The 17,842-nt window shown below is 70.2% G+C and carries 18 protein-coding genes; 11 read left to right on the top strand and 7 right to left on the bottom strand.

Annotated elements, in window-relative coordinates:
• Nucleotides 1–28: 28 nt before the first annotated feature.
• Both G401_RS50360 and G401_RS0134275 read left to right on the top strand, forming a co-directional pair.
• Complete coding sequence (locus G401_RS50360) at nt 29–1,702, top strand: sensor histidine kinase (RefSeq protein ID WP_064741921.1); 1,674 nt, start codon at nt 29–31, stop codon at nt 1,700–1,702.
• Entirely contained in the window at nt 1,699–2,139 is a 441-nt protein-coding gene (locus G401_RS0134275; protein ID WP_027346046.1) for a response regulator, read from the top strand. Before G401_RS50360 ends, G401_RS0134275 begins: the two co-directional genes overlap by 4 nt.
• 16 nt (nt 2,140–2,155) lie before the next feature.
• Here the strand turns inward: G401_RS0134275 and G401_RS50355 are convergent, their stop codons facing one another.
• Entirely contained in the window at nt 2,156–4,429 is a 2,274-nt protein-coding gene (locus G401_RS50355; protein ID WP_051367566.1) for a beta-glucosidase family protein, read from the bottom strand.
• 21 nt (nt 4,430–4,450) lie between these two features.
• Nucleotides 4,451–5,452 (bottom strand): LacI family DNA-binding transcriptional regulator, encoded by a 1,002-nt coding sequence (locus G401_RS0134265; protein WP_027346045.1) that lies wholly within the window; start codon nt 5,450–5,452, stop codon nt 4,451–4,453.
• 269 nt (nt 5,453–5,721) lie between these two features.
• Here G401_RS0134265 and G401_RS0134260 point away from each other — a divergent pair, with 269 nt between their 5' ends.
• A complete protein-coding gene (locus G401_RS0134260; RefSeq protein ID WP_027346044.1) occupies nt 5,722–6,180 on the top strand; it encodes a DUF4442 domain-containing protein in 459 nt (152 codons plus the stop codon).
• A gap of 10 nt (nt 6,181–6,190) precedes the next feature.
• The gene (locus tag G401_RS0134255; protein WP_027346043.1) at nt 6,191–7,360 is read left to right on the top strand and encodes a winged helix DNA-binding domain-containing protein; all 1,170 of its coding nucleotides are present in this window, start codon (nt 6,191–6,193) and stop codon (nt 7,358–7,360) included.
• 12 nt (nt 7,361–7,372) lie between these two features.
• Here G401_RS0134255 and G401_RS0134250 read toward each other — a convergent pair whose 3' ends face one another.
• A complete protein-coding gene (locus tag G401_RS0134250) occupies nt 7,373–8,476 on the bottom strand; it encodes a winged helix DNA-binding domain-containing protein (RefSeq protein ID WP_027346042.1) in 1,104 nt (367 codons plus the stop codon).
• Between the two features lie 23 nt (nt 8,477–8,499).
• Between G401_RS0134250 and G401_RS0134245 the strand changes: the two genes are divergently transcribed.
• The gene (locus G401_RS0134245) at nt 8,500–8,922 is read left to right on the top strand and encodes a hypothetical protein (protein WP_027346041.1); all 423 of its coding nucleotides are present in this window, start codon (nt 8,500–8,502) and stop codon (nt 8,920–8,922) included.
• Between the two features lie 36 nt (nt 8,923–8,958).
• The gene (gene mscL, locus G401_RS0134240; protein ID WP_027346040.1) at nt 8,959–9,417 is read left to right on the top strand and encodes a large conductance mechanosensitive channel protein MscL; all 459 of its coding nucleotides are present in this window, start codon (nt 8,959–8,961) and stop codon (nt 9,415–9,417) included.
• A 3-nt stretch (nt 9,418–9,420) separates the two neighbouring features.
• On the opposite strand, the gene G401_RS0134235 is transcribed toward mscL, so the two are convergent.
• Nucleotides 9,421–10,674: an enolase C-terminal domain-like protein gene (locus tag G401_RS0134235; RefSeq protein ID WP_034593987.1), complete on the bottom strand. Its 1,254-nt coding sequence runs from the start codon at nt 10,672–10,674 to the stop codon at nt 9,421–9,423.
• A 9-nt stretch (nt 10,675–10,683) separates the two neighbouring features.
• On the bottom strand, nt 10,684–11,019 hold the full coding sequence (locus tag G401_RS0134230; protein ID WP_034593986.1) for an NIPSNAP family protein: 336 nt from the start codon (nt 11,017–11,019) through the stop codon (nt 10,684–10,686).
• Between the two features lie 245 nt (nt 11,020–11,264).
• Here G401_RS0134230 and G401_RS0134225 point away from each other — a divergent pair, with 245 nt between their 5' ends.
• Nucleotides 11,265–12,338, top strand: coding sequence for a 3-deoxy-7-phosphoheptulonate synthase (locus G401_RS0134225; RefSeq protein ID WP_027346037.1), 1,074 nt, complete (start codon nt 11,265–11,267; stop codon nt 12,336–12,338).
• Nucleotides 12,339–12,491: 153 nt separating this feature from the next.
• Here G401_RS0134225 and G401_RS56385 read toward each other — a convergent pair whose 3' ends face one another.
• Nucleotides 12,492–12,668, bottom strand: coding sequence for a hypothetical protein (locus G401_RS56385; RefSeq protein WP_157546688.1), 177 nt, complete (start codon nt 12,666–12,668; stop codon nt 12,492–12,494).
• 87 nt (nt 12,669–12,755) lie between these two features.
• Nucleotides 12,756–13,127, bottom strand: coding sequence for a cupin domain-containing protein (locus G401_RS0134215; RefSeq protein ID WP_027346036.1), 372 nt, complete (start codon nt 13,125–13,127; stop codon nt 12,756–12,758).
• A gap of 65 nt (nt 13,128–13,192) precedes the next feature.
• On the opposite strand from G401_RS0134215, the gene G401_RS0134210 reads away from it, so the two are divergent.
• The 4 genes from G401_RS0134210 to G401_RS50350 all read left to right on the top strand — a co-directional run bounded on the left by G401_RS0134210 (nt 13,193) and on the right by G401_RS50350 (nt 16,863).
• Complete coding sequence (locus G401_RS0134210; protein ID WP_027346035.1) at nt 13,193–13,669, top strand: MarR family winged helix-turn-helix transcriptional regulator; 477 nt, start codon at nt 13,193–13,195, stop codon at nt 13,667–13,669.
• Between the two features lie 49 nt (nt 13,670–13,718).
• Nucleotides 13,719–15,221 (top strand): outer membrane protein assembly factor BamB family protein, encoded by a 1,503-nt coding sequence (locus G401_RS0134205; protein ID WP_027346034.1) that lies wholly within the window; start codon nt 13,719–13,721, stop codon nt 15,219–15,221.
• Between the two features lie 101 nt (nt 15,222–15,322).
• Nucleotides 15,323–15,868, top strand: a complete 546-nt coding sequence (locus G401_RS0134200) for an EF-hand domain-containing protein (RefSeq protein ID WP_027346033.1) — start codon at nt 15,323–15,325, stop codon at nt 15,866–15,868.
• 11 nt (nt 15,869–15,879) lie between these two features.
• The gene (locus tag G401_RS50350; RefSeq protein ID WP_051367564.1) at nt 15,880–16,863 is read left to right on the top strand and encodes a terpene synthase family protein; all 984 of its coding nucleotides are present in this window, start codon (nt 15,880–15,882) and stop codon (nt 16,861–16,863) included.
• Nucleotides 16,864–17,842 lie beyond the last annotated feature (979 nt).

The raw sequence follows: 17,842 nt of genomic DNA, 5'->3' as shown, positions 1-17,842 counted from the left end.
ACCGGGAAACGCTCCCTGGAGAAGCCGCATGACCGGCGAGAACACCCCGGCCGGGGACACCACCGCGGCGCGCCCGGCCAACCGTCGGTCCCTGCGGCGCTGGGCTGCCTGGACCGCCCTCGCCGCCGTCGTCGTCTCGGTCGGCGCCATCGCCGGCGGCGGGTACGCGCTCATCCGTCTCCAGCGCGCCCGGACGACCGTGATCGACCACCTCGATCCCGCGATCCGGGCCGGGCTGATCTTGTCGAACGCGCTGGTCAACGAGGAGACCGGCGTACGCGGCTACATCCTGTCGGCCCAGGAGGACTTCCTCACGCCGTACACGAGCGGGCGCACCTCGGAACAGGACGCGACGAGGGATCTGCGTACCGCGGTGGAGGGGCGGTTCCCCCAGGTCATCGCGGATCTGGACGCCACCGCCGCGGCCGCGCGCGCCTGGCAGAGCCAGTACGCCGAACCCGTGCTGGCGATGGTGCAGCAGACGCGTACGCCCACCACGACCGCCGACGTCGACCGGGGCAAGCAGCTGTTCGACGAGGTCCGGCGCAGTCTGACCGCGCTGCGTACGCATCTGGACGGGCTGCAGGCCCAGGCACGCCGGGATCTCGCCCGGGCCGCCACCGTCCTGCAATGGACGTCTGTCGACATCGCCCTGGCCCTCGTGCTCGGGGTGCTGTGGCTCGCGGTCGCCTTGAACCGCAACGTCCTGCGCCCGGTGACCCTGCTCACCCGCAGCGTACGCCGGGTCGCTGCGGGTGACCTGACGTACCGGGTGCCCGCCGACGGTCCGGCCGAGATCGAGAGCCTCGCGGCCGATGTGGAGTCGATGCGGCAGCGGATCATGGTGGAGCTCTCCGCCCTCCAGAGCGCGCACGCCTCGCTGGAGGCGCAGGCCCACGAGCTGGAGCGGTCGAACTCCGAGCTGGAGCAGTTCGCGTACGTGGCCTCGCACGACCTGCAGGAGCCGCTGCGCAAGGTGGCCAGCTTCTGCGAACTGCTCGAGAACCGCTACGGCGACCTGCTCGACGAGCGGGGCAAGCAGTACGTCGCCTTCGCGGTCGACGGCGCGACCCGGATGCAGGTGCTCATCAACGACCTGCTCGCGTTCTCCCGGGTCGGCCGGATGAGCAACGGCCACAACGACGTCGACCTCAACCGGGTCCTCCACTCGGCCCGCAACAACCTCGGCGCCGCGATCGAGGACGCCGACGCGGAGATCGACGCGGACGACCTGCCCACGGTCAAGGGCGACATGGTGCTGCTGACGACGGTCCTGCAGAACCTGATCGGCAACGCCGTGAAGTTCCGCCAGGCCGACGTGCCGCCGAGGATCGAGATCCGGGTACGCCCGGACGGCCCCGAGTGGCTGTTCACGGTGACCGACAACGGCATCGGCGTCGACCCCGGGTACGCCGAACGGATCTTCATCATCTTCCAGCGGCTGCATGCGAAGAGCGCGTACCCGGGGACGGGCATCGGGCTCGCCATGGTCCGCAAGATCGTCGAATACCATGGCGGCCGGATCTGGCTCGACACCGAACCTCGTCCCGACGGCGAGCACGGCAGCCGCTTCGCCTTCACCCTGCCCCGCGCCGCGGACGAGGAACCCGGCACCACCGAACAGCCCGCCCTCCCCGAACAGCCCGGCGCCGCCGACAAGTCCGGCTCCACCGAAGAAATCAGCGAGAAGGAACTGCGATGACCGAGGCCACCCTGAACATCATCGACGTCCTGCTCGTGGAGGACGACCCGGGCGACGTGCTCATGACCCGGGAGGCGTTCGAGCACCACAAGCTGGGCAACAGCCTGCACGTGGTGGACGACGGCGTCGAGGCGCTGGCCTTCCTGCGCAGGGAGGGCCAGTACGCCGGCGCGCCCCGGCCCGGCCTGATCCTGCTCGACCTCAACCTGCCCCGCATGGACGGCCGCGAGGTCCTCGCCGAGATCAAGTCGGATGAGAACCTCATGGACATCCCGATCGTGGTGCTGACGACCTCCTCCGCCGACGAGGACATCGTGCGCAGCTACAAGCTGCACGCGAACGCGTACGTGACCAAGCCGGTGACGTTCAACCGGTTCGTCGAGGTCGTCCGGCAGATCGACCAGTTCTTCGTCACCGTGGTCACGCTGCCCCGCTGAGCCGCGCCGCCCCGGGTCAGGCCGCCGAGACCGTCACCGCGCCGTCGTACTCCTGGACCGCCGGGCTCTTGCCCGGCACGATCCCGATCGTCCCGGCGGGGGTCAGCGCCTGCGACGAGGTGCCGACGAACAGCTCGACGGGGCCCGGCTCGACCGCGAACGCCATGTCCCGGCCGAGAAAGCCCAGCTGCCCGGCGCGCAGCTCGAACGTCACCCGGCACGACTCGCCGCCGGCGAGCGTCACCCGCGCGTAGTTCTTCAGTTCCAGTACCGGGCGCGTGACACTGGCGGTCGTGCGGCGCGCGTACAGCTGCAGGACCTCGTCACCAGCGCGCTCACCGGTGTTGGTCACCGTCGCGCCCACCGTCACCGTCCCGTCCCACGGCACCTCGGCCGCACCGGCCACCGCCGCGCTCACCGCGAACGTCGTGTAACTCAGGCCGAAACCGAAGGGGTGCAACGGTTTCGTCGACGAGTCGACGTAGTCGCCCTTCCAGTGCGAGCGGCCGCCCGACAGCTTGTGTCCATAGTAGACGGGCAGCTGGCCCACGCTCCGCGGATAGCTGATCGGCAGCTTGCCGCCCGGATTCACCACACCCGCGACCGCCGCCGCGACCGCCTCGGCGCCCGCCTCCCCCGGCAACCACGCCATCAGCACCGCCGCGCACTGCCCGAGGAGCGTCTCGCTGCCCATCGGCCGCCCACCCACGATCACCAGCACCACGGGAGTACGCGTGGCGCAGAGCTCGCGTACGAGGAGTTCCTGGACGCCGGGCAGGTCGAGGGAGGCTCGGTCGCGGGCCTCCCCGCTCGTGCAGTCGTCCATGAGACCGGACTTGTCCCCGACCACCACCACCGCCACGTCGGCGCCTTCGACCGCCGCGACCGCCTCGGCGAACCCCTCGGTCGACGCCGAGTTCACGTCGCAGCCGCGCGCGTACGCGACGTCGAACCGGTCGCGCAGCGCGTCCAGAACCGTCGGGTGCGTCAGCTCGACCGGGTCCAGGCGGTGGCCGCCGAGTTCGGCCAGCGACTCCACGTGCGCCGGGTAGCTGTAGTCGCCGAGCAGGTTGCGCCGGTCGTCCGCGTTCGGGCCGACGACCGCGATCCGCGTACCGGGTGCGAGCGGGAGCGTACCGTCGTTGGCCAGCAGGATCAGGCTCTTCTCGGCGATCTCGCGGGCGAGCGCCCGGCCGGCCGGATCGGCCACGGTCACCCGGTCCTCGTCGACGTAGGGCCGGTCCAGGAGCCCCAGGGCGAACTTGGCGCGCAGGACCCGGCGTACGGCCTGATCGAAATCGGCGGCGGAGAGCCGGCCCGAGGCCACGGCCGCGAGCAGCTCGGCGCCGAAGCAGTCGGTACTGGGCAGCTCGACGTCGAGGCCGGCGGAGACGGCGAGGGCCGAGGCGGCGACGCCGTCCGCGGCCAGCCGGTGGTACTCGTGCAGCTGGCGCACGGAGAAGTAGTCGGAGACGACGATGCCGTCGAAGCCCCACTCCTCGCGCAGGATGCCGGTCAGCAGCGTCCGGTGGGCGCCGCAGGGTACGCCGTCCAGCTCGTGGTAGCCGTTCATGACCGAGCGCAGGCCGCCGAGCCGCACGGCCGCCTCGAACGGGAAGAGGTAGACCTCGCGCAGCTCGCGCGGGCCGATGTGGGCGGGCGCCCAGTTCATCCCGCCCTCGGAGGCGCCGTAGCCGACGAAGTGCTTGGCCGTCGCGACGACCCCGTCGCTCAGGTCGTCGCCCTGCAGGCCCCGGATGAAGGCGACACCGGTGCGGGCGACCAGATACGGGTCCTCCCCGAACGTCTCCTCGGTACGCCCCCAGCGCGGATCGCGGCACACGTCCAGCACCGGCGACAGGCCCTGATGGGCGCCGACGGCCCGCATCCGGCGCCGGACGCTCGCGGCGAGGCGCTCGGCGAGCACCGGCTCCCACGTGCTCGCGACCCCGATGGCCTGCGGGAAGACGACGTTGTCGCGGGCCATCAGCCCGGAGCAGATCTCCTCGTGCACCATGGCCGGTACGCCCAGCCGCGTACCCTCCACGAGGAACCGCTGGATCTCGTTGGCCGTACGCGCCGCCTCGGCCGGCCGCGCGCCGCTGGCACCCCCGATCCGGGTGACCTGCCCCAGCCCGTCCTTCATCCTGCCGGTCGTCAGGCCGTCGGGCCCGGTCAGCTCGAAGACCCAGGCGCTGCCGAGCTGCGCGGCCTTCTCCTCGGGAGTCATGCGGTGCAACAGATCCTCGGCACGCTCGCCGAGGTCGCGGGTGGGGTCGCGGTAGAGCATCTTCTCTCCCTGCGCTAGGGCTCAGTAGGGGCGGCAGCTCTGGCGTTCGACGAGGGTGGTCGGCAGCACGAGGTGCGGCTGGCCGGGTACGCGTCCCTCGATCAGTCCGATGAGGAGCCGGACGGCCTCGAACCCCATCTCCTGGATCGGCTGGCGGATCGTGGTCAGGGCGGGGGTGGCGAGGGCCGCGTCCGGCACGTCGTCGAAGCCGATGACGCTCAGGTCGTCCGGCGTACGCAGGCCCCGGTCGGCCGCCACCCGCATCGTCCGGACGGCGCTCAGGTCGTTGGCGGCGAAGATCGCCGTCGGCTCCTGGTCCAGCAGCGCCCGGGCGGCCTCGTCGGCGGCCGCCTCGCCGTAGTCGCCGGTGACGACGAGCTCTTCCTCCACGCGTACGCCGGCGGCGGTGAGGGCCTGGCGGTAACCCCGCTCCCGCAGCTTGGCCGAGTCGAGGTCGGGCCGCCCGCCGAGAAAGCCGATCCGCCGGTGCCCCAGCCGGAGCAGGTACTCCGTGGCGGTCATGGCGCCCTTGAGGTTGTCGGCGGCGACGGTCGGCAGGTCCGACGGCCCGGCGAGCGGGTCGACGGCGACGACGGGGGCGCTGCTCACAGCGTTCATGACGGTGGGGGTCACGAGGATCGTGCCGTCGGTCAGCGTCCCGCTGATGCGCGACAGGTAACGGCGTTCCCAGCCGGCCTGCTCGCGGCTCTGGCCGCCGCCGGAGTAGACGATCAGCTCGTAGCCGGAGTCGTGCAGGGCGCGGGCCGCCCCTTTCAGCAGCTCGGCGCTGAACGCCTCGATGTCGGCCACGACGATCCCGATCACGTTGGTGCGATGGCTGCGCAGGCTCTGCGCGACGATGCTGGACTCGTAGCCCAGCTCCTCGATCACCGCCTGTACGCGTTGCGTCGTCCGGGCCGAGACACCGTAGCGGGCGTTGAGCACCTTCGAGACGGTGGCGATCGAGACGCCTGCGCGCTCGGCGACGTCGGCGATGGTGGCGCGGCGCCTGGTTACAGCCATCCCCCGAGCATGCCGCGCCGGCTGCGCGTTGTCGATACCGTTATCGATAACGCTCTCCACCCGCTCTCGCCGTGGCTCGCCCCCCGCCGTGGCTCGCCCCGCCCCCAAGATCCCGCTTGGATCACGGTTTTCACCCGAATCTTGGGCCATGATTCGGGTGAAAACCGTGATCCAAACGGGATCTTGGGGGCCTGGGCCGGGCGCGGGAGGGGTGCGGGTCGGGCGCGGGAGGGTGGCGGTCATGAGTTACTGGCGGGTAACTTGTTCGCATGACGATTGACGTGGCCGCCCTCGGGGCCGGCATGACCCGCTCCGTCCCGCTCGTCGGCACCCTCGGCATCACCTTCGTCTCGGCCGCCCCCGACGGCACCGAGGTCGTCGCCGAACTCCCCGACCGCGCCGACCTGCACAACCACGTCGGCGGGCCGCACGCCGGCGTCATGTTCTCCCTCGCCGAGACCGCCTCCGGCGCCGTCGTCCTCGCCGCCTTCGGCGACCAGCTCGATCGGGCCCTCCCGCTCGCCGTCGACGCGCGGATCGCGTACCGGAAGCTGGCCATGGGCACCGTGCGGGCGACGGCCCGGCTCGGCCGACCCGCCGCCGATGTGCTCGCCGAACTCGATGCCGGTGTACGCCCGGAGTTCGGAGTCGCCGTCGAGATCGCGACCGTGGACGGGACGGTCACCGCCGAGATGACGGTCGTCTGGACACTGCGACCGCACCGGTAGAATCCGTCCGATGGGGAAGATGACGGTCGCGGAGCGCCGGGCCCGGCTGGGCGTACGCCATCGGCTGGCGGTCGCGGCGGCGGATCCCGTCGAGGTGGCGCGTTCGATGGTCGCCCTGCACTCGACGGACACGGTCACCGTCTTCCTCTCCACCCTCGCCCGGTGTCCACAGGTGACGGTCGAAGCCGTCGAGGACGCCCTCTACGAGCAGCGTTCGCTCGTCCGCTTCCTCGGCATGCGGCGCACCATGTTCGTCATACCGGACGAGCTGGCCCCGGCCGTGCTCGCTGCCTGTTCGCGGCCGGTCGGCGAGCGGTCCCGCAAGACGTATCTGAAGTACCTGGCGGATGCCGGGGTCGGGGACGCGGCCTTCCTGTCCGGTGCGGAGGACGTCGCGTACGCCGCCCTGGCCGGACTCGGCGAGGCGACCGGAGCCCAGGTGTCGGCGGCCGCACCGGTTCTGCGTACGCAGTTCACGATGGCGGAGGGCAAGAACTACGGGGGCAAGCAGACGCTCACGCCATGGGTGCTGATCCTGCTGGCCGCCGAGGGGCGGATCGTGCGCGGCCGGCCGGTCGGGACCTGGTCGAGCATGCAGTGGCGCTGGTCCCTGGCCGAGAAATGGTTCCCGGCGGGGATTCCGGACGTGCCGCCGGAGGTCGCCCGGGCCGAACTGGCCGGCGCGTGGCTGCGTGCTTTCGGACCTGCTCCGGCAGAGGACTTGAAGTGGTGGACCGGCTGGACCGTCGCGCACACGAAGCAGGCGCTGAAGGCGATCGGCGCGGTCGAGGTGGAGCTGGACGGGGAGACGGGTTTCGTCCACGCGGACGACCTCGACCGCACGCCCGAACCCGATCCGTGGGTGGCGCTCCTGCCGCCGCTCGACCCGACTCCGATGGGCTGGACGCGCCGCGGCTGGTACCTCGGGGAGCACGCCGAGCGGCTGTTCGACCGCAACGGCAACGTCGGCCCGACGGTCTGGGCCGACGGCCGGATCGTGGGCGGCTGGGCCCACCGGGCCGACGGCGAGATCGTCTTCGAGCTGCTCGAAGACCTCGGCCGGGCCCGGAACGCCGAGGTCGCGGCCGCCGCCGAACGCCTGGCGACCTGGCTCGGCCCGGTACGCCTCGCGCCCCGCGGCCGGGTCCGGGCGCCGCTGGAGACCGAGCTGCTGAGTTAGTCGGCCGCTGAGCTAGTCGGCCGTGGCGAACTCGACGACCTGATCCGTCGCCGCCGGCTGCTGGAAGGCCAGCAGCCGCAGTCCTTCCGCCTCGATCTCGGCCGCCACCGCGCGGGGGAACGGCTTGAACGAGGTGACGACGAGCCGGGCGGTCTTCTTCTCACGGATGTGTTTCCAGCTGCCGGCCGTGAAGCCGTCCACCAGGACCGAGCCGAGCGCAGTGTTGGACAGCGGCCAGAGCAGCCGGCGGTGCTCGCCGTCGATCACGCGGGTCCGGTCGGCGTGCGAGAGCTGGATGTTGTCGAAGTCGTAGAGCAGCCGCACCGGGGCCGGGACGTCGCCGCCGGGCCGGGGCGCCTCGGGCAGGTCGAACAGCTCGCGCCCGTCCTCGCCGACGAACACCCGCAGCTTCGGCCGCAGCCGCTCGAAGACCTCGCCGAGCCCGGTCAGCCCCGACCACGTACGCGCGTCGTTGACCGAGGCCGGCCCGAACGCGCCCAGGTAGCGCAGGAGGAGATCGTCGACCGACGGGTTCGCCGCCAACGGCCGGCCGAGATAGTGCTCGGCGGTCTCGTGCACGGCCAGCCCGCTGTGGCCCCACAAGCCCCGCGGCGGGATCTGGACGAGGCACGCGTAGGTCCGGACGGCCTGGGCCATGGAGGCGCCGTCCAGTCCGGGGAAGCGCTCCTGCAACCGTCCACCCAGGACGCTGAAGGTCGCCGGCTGCTCGTCCAGCAGCTCCCGGCCGGCGGCCACGATCGCGGCCAGGTCCGCGCCGCGCAGGTTCTTGCCCCAGTTCGTCGCGAACGAGCGCTCCCCCACCACGTTCAGCAGCGGTCGCAGCTCAAGGCAGTCGCGGTCGCTCACCAGGTGGATCGTCGAGCGCATCAGGCTGACCCGGACCAGCCGCCGGTCCCGCATCATCGACACCACCGTCTGCGGGTCGAAGTCCGTGATCCGGGCCCAGAGTCCCGCGTACCACGTGGTGGTGGTCTGGGCCTGCAGGCCGACCAGATGATCTATCAGCCGGTCCGGGGCCATGGCGACCCGGTCGAGCAGCATCTGGCGTGCGAGGGTCGCGCGGTTGAGCTCGCGCAGGCTCAGCTTTTCACCCACGCACCGCAGGTTACAGTCGCGGTGTGACAGACGACTGGCGCGCGCGCCGCGACCTCGCGGTGACCCGGCACGCCGAGGCGGCCGCGAACGTCCGCGCGAGGGAGGCGGCCGAGGCCCGCGCGTTGATCGCCGACTTCCTCACGAAGGCCCGCGACCTCGCCCCGGTACGCCTGAAGGCGCGCTCCTACAGCGGCGGCGCCCGGTACAGGACGAACGTGACCGGCTGGTACATCCATCCCGACGAATCGATCGCGATCGGCGTCGACGGCGGGTTCTATCTGCTGTCGACCGTGCCGTCCATCACGGCGTGGTTCCGCGGGGCGACCGTCGAGCCGCAGGAACCGCTGCTCATCATCGGTAAGGGCGCCAAGGACGGCGAATCGATCTCGCTCAAGGAGCTGCTGCGCCGTCGGCTGGACGCAGGAGACGACTGGCCGCGTCCGTAGGAGGCGAACGCCGTCCGGGCCGGTTAGGGTGGCTGGGTGCTCAAGGGTTTCCGTGACTTCATCATGCGTGGCAACGTCGTCGACCTCGCGGTCGGCGTCGTCGTCGGCGCGGCGTTCACCGCACTGGTGGGCGCCTTCACCTCCTCCTTCCTCGAACCACTGATCAACATGGTCGGGGCGGGGAACAAGGCCGTTCAGGGGGCGGCGATCCGCCTGCCCGGTGTCGACGCCAACGGCGACCCCAACGCCCTGAAGTTCGGGGTCTTCGTCAGCGCCGTCATCACCTTCCTGCTGACCGCCGCAGTGATCTACTTCCTCGTGGTGCTGCCGATGAACAAGATCGCCGAGCGGCGCAAGCGGACGGGCGAGCCGCAGACCGAGCTGCCGAGCGAGGAGATCATCCTGCTGCGGGAGATCCGCGACGCGCTGCTGTCGGGCAAGCCGGCGCCCTCGCCCCGGCAACCGGCCCCCTCCCCCGTACGCGAAGAAGCCTGATCGTCAGGCGGGTTCGATGCCGCCGTCGGGGCGGCGGTTCTGGACCGCCCAGCGCTCGAACAGGTGCGTCACCGGCGGGTACTTCGCCGCTTCCCGCTCGTCGGGCTCGATGCCCCAGCCGGGCCGGTCCGACGGGTAGAGGTAGCCGTTCACCGGCATCAGGGCGCCCGGGAACACGTCGTGCACCGGGTCGGGCCAGAGGTGGCCTTCCTGGATGCCGAAGGCCGGCGTACTGACGTCGAGGGCCACGTTCGCCGCGGCGCCGATCGGCGAGACGTCCGCCGGCGCGTGCCAGGCCGTCCCGACGCCGAACAGCTCGCACAGCGCCGTCAGCTTGCGCGCCGGCGTCAGTCCGCCGATCGCCGACACGTGTACGCGCAGCAGGTCCACGCCTCCCCCGGTCACGAGCCGGGCCGCGTCGGCCACCGAGGCGACCTGTTCTCCCACGGCGAGCGGCATCGGGGCGGCGGCGCGTACCTCGGGGAGGCGGTCGTAGAGCTCCAGCGGGATCGGGTCCTCGAGGAAGAACAGCCGGTAGGGCTCCAGCGCTCGGGCGAGTCCGATCGCCTGCTTCACCGTCAGCCGGTGGTGCACGTCGTGCAGGAGGTTCGGCTCCTCGCCGAGCACGTCACGGGCGTGGGCGAACAGTTTCGGGGTGTCGCGCAGGTACTGCTGGACGTCCCAGCCGTCCGGGTTCGGGCTGCCCGGATACGCCCCCGGTGTCCCCGGTGCGCCGTACGTCCCGAGACCCGGCCCGCCGGCCTGGATGCGGACGTGGCGGTAGCCGTCGGACAGGATGCGGGCCGCGTCCTCCACGGCCTCCGTGATGTTCGCCCCACTGGCGTGCAGATATACGGCCGCCGCGGCGCGTACGCGACCGCCGAGAAGTTCGTAGACGGGCATGTTCGCCCGCTTGCCGGCGATGTCCCACAGCGCCTGGTCCACACCGGACAGTGCGCTGTTGAGCACCGGGCCGCCCCGCCAGTACGACGACAGGTGCACCATGCGGGTGATGTCCTCGATGTCGGCCGGGTGGCGGCCGATGAGCATCGGCGCGACGTGCTGGTCGACCGCGGCGGCCACGGCGGCGTACCGCTGGGTGAAGGTGGCGCAGCCCCAGCCGATCAGGCCCGGCTCGCTCGTCTCGACCCGGACGACCACGACCGGCAGCCCTTCGGGGGCCGTGACGACGGCGCGTACGCCGGTGATCCGGGTGCCGTCCCGGCCCGGCCAGGGGGCCTGCGTCTCCTGCATCATGCCCAGACGCTAGCGCGACCAGGTCTCCACGAGATCGTCAGGGACGCTCAGCACGATGGTGTGGTACTCGTGGATCCGCGACACGATCCCGTCGCGCGGCCCGTCCAGCCACTGCTGGCTGCTGTAGAACTTCTCCTCCAGGCGCTCCCGCTCGTCGGCCGAGGAGAAGGCCCGCACCAGGTACGCCTCCTCGTGCCCGTCCTCGTCGACCTCGGAGGCGCCGCAGTCGACCACGCGGATGCCGAACTCGGCGAGCAGCGGGACGGCCTGCTCCCGCATGACGTGGAGGAAGTCGGTACGCGTACCGGGCAGCAGGCGGTAGGTACGGATTTCGAGGGTGGCCATGTGAGGAAGCGTACTCACATCGCGGGAAACGCATCGACCGCGCGATCCGATGGGGTACTGTTCCTTCTCGTGACTCGTCGGTATTGGCGCTTTACGCTGGCTCTGGGTGGAGCCCGCGTCAGTAGGCGCTGACAACCGACGACACCCAGAGCCGGCAGGGCGGAGACCGACAGGTCTTCGCCCTTTGTCATTCCCGACGGCCGGCGGGGTGTCCGACGGCCGCCATCGAGACTACGGAGGACGTCATGCCCGTCACCAACGACCTGCACGTACTCAACTTCGAACCGCTGCAGCCGCCGACCGGCCTGCTCGCGGAGTACCCGCTCGGCGAGGGGCGAGGCGCGCTGGTCGAGCACACGAGACAAGACGTCCGCGCTGTGCTCACCGGCCAGGACGATCGATTGCTGGTCGTCGTCGGCCCTTGTTCGGTGCATGATCCCGTCGCCGCCCTCGAGTACGCCCAGCGCCTCGCCCGGGCCGCCGAGCGCCACCGCGACGACCTGATGATCGTGATGCGGGTGTACTTCGAGAAGCCGCGTACCACGCTGGGCTGGAAGGGCTTGATCAACGACCCCGGGCTGGACGGCACGTACGACGTCCAGCGGGGCCTGCGCATGGCCCGGCGGCTGCTGCTCGACATCCTCGACCTCGGCGTACCGGTCGGCTGCGAGTTCCTCGACCCGATCAGCCCGCAGTACATCGCCGACACCGTCACGTGGGGCGCGATCGGCGCGCGTACCACCGAGAGCCCGGTGCACCGCCAGCTCACGTCCGGCCTGTCGATGCCGGTCGGCTTCAAGAACGGCACCGACGGCGGCGTACGCATCGCGATCGACGCCTGCCAGGTCGGCCGCAGCAGCCACACTTTCTTCGGCATCGACGCGGACGGCCGGGCGAGCGTGGTCACGACGACCGGCAACGAGGACTGCCACGTCATCCTGCGCGGCGGCACCGGCGGCCCGAACTACGGCCCGGAGCCGGTCGCGGCGGCCATGGCGGCCGTCGAGCGCGCGGGCCTCAAGCACAAGCTCGTGGTCGACGCCTCCCACGGCAACAGCGACAAGGACCACGTGCGCCAGGCCGTCGTCGCCCGCGAGATCGCCGAGCAGATCGCCCACGGCCAGACCGGCATCGGCGGCGTCATGCTGGAGAGCTTCCTCGTCGAGGGCCGCCAGGACCTGGAGTCCGGCCTGCCGCTCGTCTACGGCAAGAGCGTCACCGACGCCTGCATGAGCTGGGAGACCACCGAGTCCGTCCTGTCCACTCTGGCCGATGCAGTCGCGGCCCGCCGGGCGTCCTCGCACCTCGGCTCGCTCTGACCGCGCCGGCTTCCGCTTCATTCCACAAGCACATGCGGTAATACGCGTTACGGAGTGCTCCAGTTCACGGAAAGTGCTCCGGTTGCGGAAAGTGCCCCGGCTGCGACGGCCGGGGCACGGAAGCATGATCGGCGGAGCGGTCACCGGTAGCGATCACCGGTAGTAGAGGGTCTCCGGACCTTGGGGCGGCTGATTGTCGTGCGCGGGTTCGCTCTGCACGGATTCCACGGTCTGTGCGGGCGCGACCCGCTCGGGCAGTTGCCCGAAGCGCAGGAAGCGGAAAAGCTCGGCCTCCTCGTCCGTCATCGGAGTGATCGGCTCTGGCTCCATGCCTCCATCATCCGCCGACCCGCGGGGTGCGAACCATCGGTCGGCCGGGCGTGTCGGGCATCTGCTTGATCAGGCCGCCCTCCCCGGTCAGGCCGCCCAGGGGATCGGGATGCCGGTCTGACCGTCCGCCAGCGAGGCCGTACCGCCCACCGCCATGCAGACCAGCGCTTCAGCCTGCTCGTCCGTCGTCACCTGCCGCAGTTCGCCCGCGGGCAGGACCACGGTCGCGCCCGTCGCCACCCGCGCGGCGGTCCCGCCGGCCGTCACCGTGATCGCGCCGGACACCACCGTCCAGATCTGCTCGCGGTCGATCGCGTGGTTCGGCCCGCTCGCCCCCGCCGGGATCAGGACCCGCCACATGCTCAGTTCCGTGCTGCCCAGCGCCGGTGACGCGAGCGTCGTCATCGTGCCGCCCGCGGTCGTCGTCTCGCGTACGCCGGTCGGTTCGGTGATCTGCATGTCAATCTCCTTTACTCGTACGGGTTGAGTAAAGCCGCTTTACTCGCCTGTGTCAAGATGGACCGATGCCGACCACTGATCCGCTGGCGCGTACCGAGCTGACACTCCTGCTGGGGCTGGGCTTCCAGGTCGTGCTGGCCGAGTTCCTGGCCCGGGTCGACGCCACCGGCGAGTACGCCGACCTCCGCCCCGTCCACGGCGCCTTCTTCCAGGCCCTGGGTCCGCACGGGGCCACCGGCGTCGAGGTCGCGCAGCGGCTCGGGATGACCAAGCAGGCCGCCGGACAGATCGCCGACGAACTCGAACGCAAGGGCTATGTACGCCGCGACGCCCACCCGGCCGGCGGCCGCCGCCGTTTGATCACCTTGACCGGCAAGGGGCACGGGCACATGCGTACGGCCGGGGCGGTCCTGCACCGGCTGGAGGCCGAGATCGGCGGCCGGATCGGCGACGAGACGCTGGTCGACCTGCGGGAGACGCTCGCAAGGATCATCAGGGATCTTGTAGGCGACGATGTTCCGGCCCTGCGGCCGCAATGGTGAAGGCGAACGGGTGATGGCCCGCATGTGATCGCCTCGGCACACTGTGCCGATGACGGGGAGGCTTCCACGCCGCGCGTACGCGCTGGCGGCAATCGTCCTGCTGTGCACCGCCGCCGCGTGTTCGAACACGCCGAAGGACGACGTCCAGGTGGTGCCGGGAAAGTCGAGTGCGGCACCGGCCGCCACCGCGACGAGTGCCCCCGCCGCGTTCACCGGCTGGTCCGATCCGGCGAACGAGGGCAAGCCCTACGGCACCAAGGTGGACGGCCTGCTCACGTTCCGCGGCAATCCGACGCGGACGTTCTACGGCGTCGGCCCGGTCCCGCGCGAGAAGCCGGCGATGAAGTGGCGCTTCCCCAAGACCGGCAGCCTCTGCCATCCGTCGACGGACGAGAAGGGCACCCGGATCTGGTGCGGTTCCGGCTGGACCGGTCAGCCCGCCGTCTTCGAGAAGGACGGGCGTACGTGGGTGGTGTTCGGCGCGTACGACGCGAAGATCCATTTCCTGGACGCGGCGACGGGTGAGCGGATCATCGCCGACTTCCCGACCGGCGACATCATCAAGGGCTCGGTGACCATCGACCCGGACGGGTACCCACTGGTCTACTCGGGTTCGCGGGACAACTACTACCGCGTGATCGCCATCGACCGCGGCAAGCCCGTCGAGCTGTGGAAGCTCAGCGCGTACGACGTCTCCCCCACGAAGTGGAACAACGACTGGGACGGCGCGGGCCTGATCATCGACGACTACCTGTTCGAGGGCGGCGAGAACAGCCAGATCCACATCGTGAAGCTGAACCGGCACTACGGGCCGGACGGCAAGGTGGCGGTCTCGCCGAAGCTGGTGTTCCACGCGCCGGGCTGGGACGACCAGCTGCTGCGCGACCTGCACGACCAGATGGTGTCGATCGAGAACTCGGTGGCGATCTCCGGCGACACCGTCTTCTTCGCCAACTCCGGCGGCCTCGTGCAGGGCTGGGACATCGGCGGGCTGAAGGACGGCAAGACCCCGAAGCGGGTGTTCCGGTTCTGGACCGGCGACGACACCGACGCCTCGATCACCGCCGACAAGGACGGCTACATCTACCTCGGCTCGGAATTCGAGCGCGGGACGGTCCGGTCACGGCAGCTCGGGCAGATGATGAAACTGGACCCCCGCAAGCCCGACAACCCCGTCGTGTGGGCCGTGAAGGACACGCAGAAGCTGCCGAAATCGGGGATCTGGGGCTCGCCGGCCCTCTACAAGGACATCGCGATCTTCGACACGCACGGCGGCGACGCGCTCGGCATCGACCGCGAGACCGGCACCGTACGCTGGAAGTTCCATCTCCCCGGCGGCGAGACGTGGCAGTCACCGGTGGTGGTCGACGACGTGCTGCTGCTCGGCGACTGCACCGGCACGATGCACGCGTACGACGTGGCGGACACGCACGCCCAGCCCAAACTGCTCTGGAGCTACAAGGTCGGCGGCTGCATCGAGTCCACGCCGGCCATGTGGAAGGGGACCATGTACTTCGGTACGCGGGCCGGCGGCGTCGTCGCGCTGGGATAGTCGCGCCGGGATGGTCACGCCGGGATAACGGTCGATATACGAGGAATATCCACGCCAAAACAGGTAGGAAAAGGGCATACACCCACCTACAAGGAGATGGCATGGCCACCGACCTGCAGATCGAGAAGCTCGACCGCGCGTTCGACCACATCGACGCCGGGCACACCGGCGAGATCGAGCGCGACGACATGCTCAGCCTCGGTTCGCGCGTACTGCTCGGCTTCGGCGAGGCGCCGACGTCCCACAAGGGCAAGAACCTGCTCGACCGTTTCGACGAGCTGTGGACGGAGATCCTCGCCCACGCCGACAGCGACGGGTCCGGCACGATCTCGCCCGCCGAGTTCCGCACGGCGATGGTCACCGCGTACATCGACGGGCAGAAGTTCGACAAGACGTTCCGGCCGGCCGCGATCGCGCTGGCCGCGCTCTGCGACACCGACGGGGACGGTGCCATCACCCTGCGGGAGTTCGAGTCGCTGCAGGCCGCCTTCGGCACGCCCGACCCCGAGGCCTCCGCCGCCTTCGAGCGCCTCGACCTCGACCGCAACGGCACGCTCTCGGTCGACGAACTCGTCCGGGCGGCCCACGAGTACTACACCAGCCCCGACCCGGGCGCGCCGGGCAACCATCTCTTCGGCCCGCTGTAACGGCGATCGCCATGACGTCAGCGCCCATCGCGCCGGCGCCGGTCGTGGGCGTGGACACCCTGCTCCCCTTGGTGGACAGGGTGCCCGCGCTCGCGGCCGAATGCCGCCGGCACCGCGAGGAACCCCAGATCACCGCCGCCGTCGAGACCTGGCTTTCGGCCATCGGGCTCGACGACGAGCGTACGCACGCCGCGTGCTTCGGCGGCATGGCATCCCGGGCCTTCCCCGAGACGCCCACCCGGGACGTCGTGCTCTTCGGCGAGTGGCTGGCGTGGCTGTTCGCCTTCGACGACCTGCGCGACGACGGGCCGCTCGGCCGGGACCCCGACGGTGTCGACCGCCTCTACCGGGCAGTGGAAGCCGTGTGCGACAAGGGAACCCCGCGAGGCGCCCATCCGGTCGTGGCGGCCTTCGGGGACCTGTGGCGGCGTACGGCGACGCGGACCGGGCCGTCCTGGCGGGCGACGTTCCGCCACCACCTCGACGACCACCGGCGCGCCTGCATCGCCGAGGCCCGCCATCGGATCGTCCACAAAGTACCGTCCATACGCGACTACGCGAACCTGCGCCGGCAGGCGAACGGGTCCTTCATGTTCGACCTGGCCGAACCGATCCTGCGGGCGGACGTGCCGGGCGCACTGCGTACCACGCCGGCGTGGCGGCGGCTCTTCGCGGCCTGCAACGACGTCACCGCCTGGTGCAACGACATCGCCTCCGCCCGCAAGGAGCAAGCCGTCGGCGACGTGCACAACTTCGTCCTCGTGGTCGCGTACGAGCGGAATGTGGACCTGCCGACGGCCGCCGCGTACGTCATCGAGTTGATCGTGGAACGGATGGGCGACCTCCAGACGGCGGCGCGGGCGCTGCCGGCGGAGTTCCGGCGCCTGGAGATGAGCAAGGTCGCCGCACGCGACGCGAGCCGGGTCGCGGTCACCCTGCTCGGCGCGCCGCGCGGCCACCTCGAATGGCTCCTGGAGTCGGGGCGGTACATGTAGTGGGGCGACGCATCATCCACCGTCGTCCGGTCGCCGTCCCACCCTTCACCCTGGCCTTTGTCGTGACTGTCCGACTCACACCCGGGATGCTCGACGATCTTGCGCGAATGCCCCGAATTACGTCCGGTGTACCCGGAATGCCCGAACATTCGTGCAAGATCGTCGACCGCGGGGTGATCGTTGACGGGTGAGGTGTGGAAACCGCCACCCGATGCATGATCGTTTACGGTTCTGGAGCGCGTTGACCGGCTTCTGCTGCACCTGACGCGTCATCGATCATGCAGATCGGGCCGGATTTACACCTCAGCCGCAATCGATCAAGAAATCAGCACCCGGCGTCCACCTGGCGGAAGATCGTTCCCGCATTCCAGACGTTGGCCGTCGGCAGGACGCTGTGGATGCGATCCACAGCGACTGAGATGTCAAAACGCACCCCCCGCCCAAGATCTACAGCAATGGGGATGCAAGAAGTCGGCCTTTACCTACATCCCAGCCATACTGGATCGAGGGGACGGGATCGAAAACTACATCCCCACCGCGAACGATCACCACCCAGCCGATCCGCCTCACCGGCCACAACGGACAGTCGCGACAAAGCCCGTACCGGCTTCCCGACGCTCGACGATCTTGCACGAATGTTCGGCTCTCCGGTTGCCTGTGTGGGTGATCCGTCGGGGCCGACAACTTCGTCCCCACCCGCGACACGATCACCTTGATCAAGTACCGCTATAACGGCATCGCGACGCCGATTCCCTTGATCAAATACCGTCATTACGGCGGGCGGGCCCTCCTTTGCCGAATAGGCGGTACTTGATCAAGGCCATCTGCCGCGTCCCGCCGTAATAGCGGTAAATGATCACTCGGGACAGTGATCGTCCATCAGACGTGAAGGCATGATCAAGTTCCCAAATCCTGCAGAAAACAGGCCGAATCCGCAGCTCCAGGGAACCTGATCACGCCACAGAGATCCACTACTACA

Origin of the sequence: Hamadaea tsunoensis DSM 44101, from assembly GCF_000428945.1 — a bacterium.
Taxonomy (GTDB): domain Bacteria; phylum Actinomycetota; class Actinomycetes; order Mycobacteriales; family Micromonosporaceae; genus Hamadaea; species Hamadaea tsunoensis.
Note: the sequence above shows the minus strand (reverse complement) of the source record. Positions and strands in the feature narration are given on the sequence as shown.

Excerpts from the sequence above, each read along its gene's own strand:
- G401_RS0134255 (WP_027346043.1), top strand. The coding sequence starts at position 6,191 with ATGGGGAAGATGACGGTCGCGGAGCGCCGGGCCCGGCTGGGCGTACGC.
- G401_RS0134265 (WP_027346045.1), bottom strand. The coding sequence starts at position 5,452 with ATGGCTGTAACCAGGCGCCGCGCCACCATCGCCGACGTCGCCGAGCGC.
- G401_RS56385 (WP_157546688.1), bottom strand. The coding sequence starts at position 12,668 with ATGGAGCCAGAGCCGATCACTCCGATGACGGACGAGGAGGCCGAGCTT.
- G401_RS0134260 (WP_027346044.1), top strand. The coding sequence starts at position 5,722 with ATGACGATTGACGTGGCCGCCCTCGGGGCCGGCATGACCCGCTCCGTC.
- G401_RS0134200 (WP_027346033.1), top strand. The coding sequence starts at position 15,323 with ATGGCCACCGACCTGCAGATCGAGAAGCTCGACCGCGCGTTCGACCAC.
- G401_RS0134225 (WP_027346037.1), top strand. The coding sequence starts at position 11,265 with ATGCCCGTCACCAACGACCTGCACGTACTCAACTTCGAACCGCTGCAG.
- G401_RS50355 (WP_051367566.1), bottom strand. The coding sequence starts at position 4,429 with ATGCTCTACCGCGACCCCACCCGCGACCTCGGCGAGCGTGCCGAGGAT.
- G401_RS50360 (WP_064741921.1), top strand. The coding sequence starts at position 29 with ATGACCGGCGAGAACACCCCGGCCGGGGACACCACCGCGGCGCGCCCG.
- G401_RS50350 (WP_051367564.1), top strand. The coding sequence starts at position 15,880 with ATGACGTCAGCGCCCATCGCGCCGGCGCCGGTCGTGGGCGTGGACACC.
- G401_RS0134230 (WP_034593986.1), bottom strand. The coding sequence starts at position 11,019 with ATGGCCACCCTCGAAATCCGTACCTACCGCCTGCTGCCCGGTACGCGT.
- G401_RS0134205 (WP_027346034.1), top strand. The coding sequence starts at position 13,719 with ATGACGGGGAGGCTTCCACGCCGCGCGTACGCGCTGGCGGCAATCGTC.
- G401_RS0134235 (WP_034593987.1), bottom strand. The coding sequence starts at position 10,674 with ATGATGCAGGAGACGCAGGCCCCCTGGCCGGGCCGGGACGGCACCCGG.
- G401_RS0134215 (WP_027346036.1), bottom strand. The coding sequence starts at position 13,127 with ATGCAGATCACCGAACCGACCGGCGTACGCGAGACGACGACCGCGGGC.
- G401_RS0134210 (WP_027346035.1), top strand. The coding sequence starts at position 13,193 with ATGCCGACCACTGATCCGCTGGCGCGTACCGAGCTGACACTCCTGCTG.
- G401_RS0134275 (WP_027346046.1), top strand. The coding sequence starts at position 1,699 with ATGACCGAGGCCACCCTGAACATCATCGACGTCCTGCTCGTGGAGGAC.